We start from the raw sequence: 6,862 nt of genomic DNA, 5'->3' as shown, positions 1-6,862 counted from the left end.
GCGTCAACCTCGCGCGGCCTGGCAGGTCTGCACAGCGGCCAGGCGCGTCAGTACTTCACCTGGCAGTTCGGGCAAAAGAACGTCCGCCGTTTGCTATGGCCCGGGTAGGTCTTGGACAGCGGCCCGCCACAGGATGGACAGGTCCGTTTGGTATGCACCTGCCAGTGCTGGCGTAGCGTGCCGGCCTTCTTCCACGCCAGGAACGCCTCGCTGTAGGTGCGCGCGTCGGCGATCACCTTGCCCAGCGTGCGCGGCGGGATGTTGCCGATCGTCGATTCGGGATGCACGCGGGTGCGGAACAGCACCTCGTTCTTGATGATGTTGCCGACGCCGGCAAAGAGCGTCTGGTCCAGCAGCGCATCGCAGATCAACGTGTCTGGCTGCTGCTTGAGCCGGCGCCGGGCCAGGCGCGGGTCCCACGCCGGCGATAGCACGTCGCCACGCCAATCGTAGGTGTCTTCCAGCGGCCCTTCGATGTACTTCAGCGACGAGGCGTAGATATTCAATTCGCCAGTGTCGAATTGCAGCGACACGCGCGGCGGTGAGGGCTTGCGTTCATCGATACGGTAGCTGCCGAACATCAGCATGTGCACGCGCAGACTGAACCCGCTGAACTGGATCAGGAAGTGCTTGCCCCAGCTGCGCAGCGCCACTACCCGCCGCCCTTCCATGCGGGTCAGGTCCAGGCTGCTGTTGCCGAGCGCACGGCGCACGGTCTTGCCGCGGAACTTGGCGGCGGCCTCGCGCAGGATGACGATGGAAGGGCCTTCAGGCATGCGCGGCGATCTCCTTCAGGCGCAGGGCATTGGCAATCGCAAAGCCATGCGCGGTGTTGTCGAAGATCACCCACGGCGCCTGCGCCTGCCCTGGCTGGTGCATTGCCTGTGCCGCCAGATCGGCCAGTGCGGCATCGGGGTAATCGCTGTAATACATGCGCGGCGAACCGTGCCACCGCCAGTAGTGCCAGCCCTGCGCGCCGCCAGGCAGCGCCGCGGCGGCAACGCGCGCCGGATCCACCGCGGCCCGGGAAATCGCGTGGCGCTGCAACAGCGCCTCGGCCGGCGCGCTGAACCAGCTGGCATGGCGAGGCTCGCAGACCACGGGCACTGGCGTGCGTCGACGCAGTGCGCGGAAAAAACTCCCGGCGCGGCGTGTATCCAGGGCCAATGATGGCGGCAACTGCAGCAGCAGCGCGCCCAGCGTGCGCCCCAGTCCGCCCACCTCGTCCAGGAAGCGGTCCAGCAGCGGGCCGACGCCCACCAGCCCGGAATCGTGTGAAATCGTCCGGGGCAGCTTCACCGAGAAGCGAAAGCCCGACGGAACGGTGGCCGCCCAGCGCGCGTAGGTCGTGCGTTGGTGCGGCCGGTAGAACGAGGAATTGATCTCCGCCACCTCGAAGCGCGTGGCATAGCGTGCCAGCGCGCTGTCGCCGGGCCCGAAGTGCGCGGCGTAGCGACTGGGAATCGACCAGCCGGCACACCCGATCTTCGGCATACGCGACGCGGCCATGCCGGCCACCCTCAGCGCAGGATTTCGCCCTGGTCTTCCCCGTCCCAGTAATGGATACGCGCCGCGGCTACCTGGATCAGCACCAGGCCCGGGCTGTCCACGCCCTCCTCGAACCAGCGCTCCAGGTCTTTTACCCAGTGCTGCTGCATGATCGCCTTGTCGCGGTGAAGGGTTGCCCTGCCCTGCACCGCCACGAACAGCGGCGGCTTGCCCAGCAGCGACTTGCTGCCGGTGAAGCTCAGCGCCACCTTCGGGTCGCGGGTGATCTCGCGGACCATGTCGGTGTCTTCGGTGGTGAAGAACCAGCTGTCGCCGTCGTAGTCCACGTCACCGTTGTTGCTCATCGGTCGCGCCGCGATCTCGCCGCTGTCGGTGTGGGTCTGCAGCATGGTGAAGTCGATGTTGGCCATCTTCTTGGCCAGTTCGGGCAGGGTCAGGGTGGTCATGGCGCATCCGGGTTGGGGACAGGCTGCCAGCGTCGGCGCGCCGCGGTGACCGCGCCGTGCACGGTTCCTGTCACACCCTTCACGCGCAGACGCGGGTGCTCACTTCCGGATCAAGGCGAGAATGGCTTGGCGCTCCTCCAGTGAGCGCTGGAAATCGATCGGATACACCGGCGCATGCTGCGGGCCGACCAGCAGAAAGATGCCGCGTGCCCCCACCAGCTCGTTCTGCATCGTGCCAAGACGGTAGTGCCACATCTTCCATAGCGGCACCGTCACCGCAACCGGTACGGCACCGTCGCGCGGCGACAAGACTTCACTGATTTCCAGCTGCAGGCGCATCTGGTTGGATTCGCCGGGCCCGGTGCGCGCGTCGGGGGAAAGGACGGGCGCTCCGCGCGCATTGACCATGTCCACCGCGCGGATGGTGGCCACCACGATGTGGTCTGACGCTGCCACCATCTGATCCAGAGACTTCGGCTCTATGGAGGTAGCCGATGCTGGAAATGCGCACAGTACGACGATCAGGCTCCACAGGTAGTTCATGTCTGATTCCGGGTTGGACGAGGATCGGGAGATAACGCCTGCGCTACATCCACCGCGCAGGCGACGCACAACGCCAGGCCGAGAACCGCAGGGCATCACGCCATTGGCCTGCGCACGCACCTATTCGCGCATGCGTCGGGCTGATTATGCGCGAATGGGCCCACAGCCACGCGTGGCGTGGCTCTACCGGGGGCGCGCGTCGATGAACACGGGGTTGGAATGGAACCACAGGTCCTGCCACGGGTCTTCGCCCTTGAGGTCAGCCAGCGGGGTGGGCTCGCCCGTGTTGCTGCCGCGGGCGCGCACGAAGCCTCCGTTGGCAGGCACCGGTACCGTCCAGGTCGCGCTTGAAAAGGCGCTTGACAGCAGTGCGCCGGCGGAACACCATCAGTTAACGAATTAGTTAACTACCGCCATGGACCGCATCTTCGAAGCCCTCGCCTCCACTGCCCGCCGGCAGATCCTGGCCTACCTCAATGGCGGCGAGTTGAGCGCGGGCGAGCTGGGCGAGCGCTTCGATTTCAGCAAGCCGGCGCTGTCCAGCCACCTGCGCATCCTCGAGGACGCCGGGCTGATCGAACGCGAGAAGCGCGGCCAGTTCGTGTACTTCCGGCAGGTGCCCGACAGGCTGGCCAACACGCTGTTCGCGTGGGCCGCCGAGGTCTGCCCGGTGGGTGGGCCATTGCAGCGTGAGAGCCGCGCCCGTGCGCGCCGCAAGCCCGCCACCTGAGCCGTACCGCCGCAGGACAAGGAGAACGTCATGCTCGATACCCACCGCGTCAGCCGCTCGTTTCCCAGCATCAGCCTGCCGTCCTGCGGCGATGGCAGCCCGGTCGAAGTGGCGTTGATCGCCCAGCTCGGGCTCGGTGCCGGCGATGCGCTGCTGCGCGACGCGGGCCTGCGCCAGGCACAGCATCCGCGCTTCGTGGATGCGCTGGACGAGCCTTCCGCCCGGCTGGGCGGTATGCACCTGGCCCACGGGGATGCGTCGTCGCTGTATTCGTTCTCGGTCGGCCGACATGGGCATCCGTTCCATCGCCATGCTGGGCCGCGCATGTTCACCGCCATTGCCGGCAGTGGCGGTGCCCAGTTGCGGTTCTCCACGGTGTCCGACGTGCAGCTGCAGCACGATCCGGCTGCCTTCGTACGCGCGCTGCGCTGCATCGACGTGCCGCCGGACTGCCTGTTCACCGTGCGCTTCGGCAGCGGCACCTGGCACCAGTTCGTGTCGCGGCATCCCCGGCATCCCGCCCTGTTCGCGCTGTCGTGCCATGCCGACGAGCGCAGTGGCGCACTGAGCGACGCGCAGCGTGCGCGCATCGACGCCGGGGCCGCCGATATTCCCTCGCTGACCGACACCCTGCCGCCCGCGGTGCAGCAGGTGCTCGACCAGACCGCCCTGGACCAGCTGCCGCGGGTGACGTTGACGCTGCGCGCACCGGCCGCATCGGCACTGGCCCGTCTGTGCGCCGGCAGCCGCGACCTGGTCGGGTGGGTGCGCAGCGGCCTGGCCCGGCTGCGCCCGGCACATGGCTACATCGCCCGGCGCGCCACCTGCGGCACGCTGGACCTGCACCCGGCGCCACCGGCCGACTCCCTGCTGCAGCAGGCACTGCCACAGGGCTTCGACCACCAGGACTACACCCGGCTCACCCTGCCAGCGCACAGTGTGGCGGGGAACTCGGCGCATGCCTTGCTGGAGGCGGTGCTGGAAGGATTCGTCCGCAATCCACCGCCGGGCGTGGGCCGGCTGATGGCCCTGCGCAACCTGCTGGTGACGCCCTTGCGGCTGCGTACCTCGCCGCTGGGCTGCCCGGTGTCGTCGCTGCTGTCGGACGCGCCCGGCGAGCGCTTCGCCCAGCGTTTCCCGGTGCACGCACAGGCTACCGACGCCGCCGACCGTAGCGCTGAAGTCGTGCTCGGCGCCGATGACCGCCACCTGCAGTTCCGCTCATGCGTGCGCGTGCAGATGGTGGGCGATGGCGCGGCGGTGATCGGGCTGGGCACCCGCGTGCGCACTCTCAACGTCTTTGGCCGCGTGTACATGGCGGCGATCAACCGGGTGCACCGCCGCCACATCAGCCCGGCGATGCTGCGCATGGCTGTCGACCACGCGCTGGCACCGGAACTGGCTGCCGCCCTGTCGCTGCAGGACGCTGCGCCGGCCTGATCGGACCGGATCAGCGCAAGGAATCGACCAGCCGTGCCACCTGCGCCGCCAGGTCGCCTGTGGCGCACCGGGTGAAGCGGGCCACGGGAACCTCCACCATGCCGCAACGCGCCCCTTCCTGGAACGCAGGATCGGGCTGGCCGCAGTATGGGCAATGCAGCGCCACCGACCAGGACGCGCCTGCGGGAGGATCGGCGAGCGCGGCCAGCACGGGCCACAGCGCCGTGTGCGGATCATCGGCAAGCAGCGCGGCCACCTGCGCCGGTACCGCGCTGAAACCCTCCACGATCGCGTGCTGGCGCCCGTCGACACTGCACAGCAGCAGTTCGCCATACACCGCATCGCCCAGGCTGGGGTGGGCGAACATCGCGCCGCATTGGCTGCAGCGGGCGTCGAACAACGGCACGCTGCGCGTGGTCTGCATGCTCAGCCGCCGTCGTACGGGCCGGCGCCCGGGTAAACCTGCAGCAGCGCGCGGGTCAGCGTGGTGGGGTACACGGTGAGGTGGTCTTCGGCCGGGACCACGCGGTTATCCACCTGCAGGCCCTGGTAGCCACGCTGGCGCAGGCGGTCGGCGAACGCCTGCGTATCGCGCACCATGTCGTTGCGGGGACCGTCCACCGCATCGGGCGTGGGTGCCTCTTCGCTGCCGATCGCCAGCAGTACCCGTGCCGGCAGCGCGCGGTGCTGCTGCGCGTACTCCTGTTCGAGGCGGTCGATGTAGTGCGCATCGAACCACAGCGACGGGCTGGACAGGATGTAGGTCTGGAACATCTGCGGGCGCGTGAGCAGCACATAGGTGCCGAACAGGCCGCCGTAGGAATGCCCGGCGAAACTGCGCCGCGTCGGATCGGTACGGTAGCGCGCGTCCACCGCGGGCAACACGTGCGTGGCCAGGAAATCGCGGTAGTGCGCGGCACCGCCGTAGACCACGTCGTCGCTGTAGTCGTCGTCGGCACTGCGCTGCGGCTGGGTAGGCGTGTAGTCGCGCGAGCGGCTCTGTTTGGAGGTCAGCCCCTGCTGTGGCGGCAGCCCGACCAGGATGAAATCCTCCAGGTTGGCACCGCCCTGCCCCACCAGGTTGCGCACGCTACGCACCAGCGGAAAGCTGTACAGCGCGTCGGTGACGAACAGCACCGGGTAGCGCCGTTGCGGATGCTGCGCGTAGCTGGCCGGCAGTGCCACCCAGATCGGATAGTCGCGCCCGGCCGGATCATGCACGCTCCAGCTCTCGGTATCGGGCAGCACCACGCCCATCGTCGGCACCGCCGCAGCGGGTGCGCTGCGCAGCGCATCGCCATGCAGCGCACAGCCACCGGTGGTGGCCAGCACCATCATCGTTCCCAGCGCGTTGCGCATTGCCTTCATCCGTGGTCTTCCACCCTATCAGCGCGCAAGCGTCGCAATTCCCTACGGACTTGCCAAGCCGGGGCGTTCAGCTGCGGTGCGGCTGGGCGCGCCCTGGCGCAGCGTAATCAGGGTGATCTCCGATGGCACGCCGATGCGCGCGGCGAAACCGGCCCATAGCCCGGCACCGTTGCTGACATACAGGGTCATGCCGTCCACCGCGTAGCGCCCGGACACGTAACCACCGTTGGCGCGCTTGACCAGCTGGTCCATGCCCACGATGTGCCCGCCGTGGGTGTGCCCGGACAACTGCAGTGCAACGCCGCGTGCGGCATTGGCACGCGCCGCGCCGGGGCGGTGGTCGAGCAGGATCACCGGGGCATGCGGATCGGCGCCGGCCAGCGCGGCGGCCAGGTCCGGCATCGGCAGGCCGTAGCGCGCCGCCACCGGGTCGGTGACGCCGGCAATGGTCAGCACCGCGTCATCGCGGCGGACCTCGGTGTGGGTGTTCTCCAGCACCTGCATGCCCTGCGCGCGGAAGGCCTGCATCCAGGCGGCGTACTGCGCGTAGTACTCGTGGTTGCCGGTGATGGCGATGACACCATCGGGGGCGCGCAGGCGGGCCAGCGGGGCGAAATCGGCGGCACGCGCAGCCACCGTGCCGTCGATCAGGTCGCCGGTGATCACCACCAGGTCCGGCGACAGCGCGTTGCTGTTGGCCACCACCTTGGCCACCCAGGTGCCGGTGAGCAGGCGGCTGGCGTGGATGTCGGTGAGCTGCAGCACGCGGTAGCCGTCGAACTGTGCCGGCAGGCCATCAATGGCCACCTCGATGTGCCGGGTCTGC

General features: G+C 68.6%; 10 protein-coding genes. 2 read left to right on the top strand and 8 right to left on the bottom strand.

All coding sequences use genetic code 11. The features are described 5' to 3' along the window. Positions 1 to 47: 47 nt before the first annotated feature. The 5 genes from DBR34_RS06130 to DBR34_RS21225 form a co-directional block, all read right to left on the bottom strand. Complete coding sequence (locus DBR34_RS06130; RefSeq protein ID WP_128096121.1) at positions 48 to 776, bottom strand: DNA-formamidopyrimidine glycosylase family protein; 729 nt, start codon at positions 774 to 776, stop codon at positions 48 to 50. Beyond that, positions 769 to 1,509 (bottom strand): DUF72 domain-containing protein, encoded by a 741-nt coding sequence (locus DBR34_RS06125; RefSeq protein WP_128096120.1) that lies wholly within the window; start codon positions 1,507 to 1,509, stop codon positions 769 to 771. Before DBR34_RS06125 ends, DBR34_RS06130 begins: the two co-directional genes overlap by 8 nt. Before the next feature lie 11 nt (positions 1,510 to 1,520). Then, positions 1,521 to 1,955, bottom strand: coding sequence for a pyridoxamine 5'-phosphate oxidase family protein (locus DBR34_RS06120; protein ID WP_128096119.1), 435 nt, complete (start codon positions 1,953 to 1,955; stop codon positions 1,521 to 1,523). A gap of 99 nt (positions 1,956 to 2,054) precedes the next feature. After that, positions 2,055 to 2,498 carry a hypothetical protein gene (locus DBR34_RS06115; RefSeq protein WP_128096118.1) on the bottom strand — a complete coding sequence of 148 codons (444 nt, stop codon included), beginning with the start codon at positions 2,496 to 2,498 and terminating at the stop codon, positions 2,055 to 2,057. Between the two features lie 183 nt (positions 2,499 to 2,681). After that, positions 2,682 to 2,825, bottom strand: a complete 144-nt coding sequence (locus DBR34_RS21225) for a hypothetical protein (RefSeq protein ID WP_181393912.1) — start codon at positions 2,823 to 2,825, stop codon at positions 2,682 to 2,684. A gap of 88 nt (positions 2,826 to 2,913) precedes the next feature. Between DBR34_RS21225 and DBR34_RS06110 the strand changes: the two genes are divergently transcribed. Together DBR34_RS06110 and DBR34_RS06105 are read left to right on the top strand one after the other, a co-directional pair. Next, entirely contained in the window at positions 2,914 to 3,228 is a 315-nt protein-coding gene (locus DBR34_RS06110; RefSeq protein ID WP_128096117.1) for a metalloregulator ArsR/SmtB family transcription factor, read from the top strand. Between the two features lie 30 nt (positions 3,229 to 3,258). Then, on the top strand, positions 3,259 to 4,668 hold the full coding sequence (locus DBR34_RS06105; RefSeq protein ID WP_128096116.1) for a DUF2867 domain-containing protein: 1,410 nt from the start codon (positions 3,259 to 3,261) through the stop codon (positions 4,666 to 4,668). Between the two features lie 10 nt (positions 4,669 to 4,678). On the opposite strand, the gene DBR34_RS06100 is transcribed toward DBR34_RS06105, so the two are convergent. From DBR34_RS06100 to DBR34_RS06090, 3 genes are all read right to left on the bottom strand, one after another. Beyond that, positions 4,679 to 5,092 carry a hypothetical protein gene (locus DBR34_RS06100; protein WP_128096115.1) on the bottom strand — a complete coding sequence of 138 codons (414 nt, stop codon included), beginning with the start codon at positions 5,090 to 5,092 and terminating at the stop codon, positions 4,679 to 4,681. 2 nt (positions 5,093 to 5,094) lie between these two features. Next, on the bottom strand, positions 5,095 to 5,925 hold the full coding sequence (locus DBR34_RS06095; protein WP_308812515.1) for an alpha/beta hydrolase-fold protein: 831 nt from the start codon (positions 5,923 to 5,925) through the stop codon (positions 5,095 to 5,097). Positions 5,926 to 6,078: 153 nt separating this feature from the next. After that, positions 6,079 to 6,862, bottom strand: a 784-nt coding sequence (locus DBR34_RS06090; RefSeq protein ID WP_258223704.1) for a metallophosphoesterase, incomplete at its 5' end; no start/stop codon positions are given.

The sequence above is a fragment of the Stenotrophomonas sp. HMWF003 genome, assembly GCF_003061285.1.
GTDB classification, from domain to species: domain Bacteria; phylum Pseudomonadota; class Gammaproteobacteria; order Xanthomonadales; family Xanthomonadaceae; genus Stenotrophomonas; species Stenotrophomonas maltophilia_AP.
Note: the sequence above shows the minus strand (reverse complement) of the source record. Positions and strands in the feature narration are given on the sequence as shown.

Bases quoted from the DNA above. Each gene is read 5' to 3' on its own strand.
- DBR34_RS06125 (WP_128096120.1), bottom strand. From the start codon at position 1,509: ATGGCCGCGTCGCGTATGCCGAAGATCGGGTGTGCCGGCTGGTCGATT.
- DBR34_RS06130 (WP_128096121.1), bottom strand. From the start codon at position 776: ATGCCTGAAGGCCCTTCCATCGTCATCCTGCGCGAGGCCGCCGCCAAG.
- DBR34_RS06120 (WP_128096119.1), bottom strand. From the start codon at position 1,955: ATGACCACCCTGACCCTGCCCGAACTGGCCAAGAAGATGGCCAACATC.
- DBR34_RS06095 (WP_308812515.1), bottom strand. From the start codon at position 5,925: ATGGGCGTGGTGCTGCCCGATACCGAGAGCTGGAGCGTGCATGATCCG.
- DBR34_RS06105 (WP_128096116.1), top strand. From the start codon at position 3,259: ATGCTCGATACCCACCGCGTCAGCCGCTCGTTTCCCAGCATCAGCCTG.
- DBR34_RS06110 (WP_128096117.1), top strand. From the start codon at position 2,914: ATGGACCGCATCTTCGAAGCCCTCGCCTCCACTGCCCGCCGGCAGATC.
- DBR34_RS06100 (WP_128096115.1), bottom strand. From the start codon at position 5,092: ATGCAGACCACGCGCAGCGTGCCGTTGTTCGACGCCCGCTGCAGCCAA.
- DBR34_RS06115 (WP_128096118.1), bottom strand. From the start codon at position 2,498: ATGAACTACCTGTGGAGCCTGATCGTCGTACTGTGCGCATTTCCAGCA.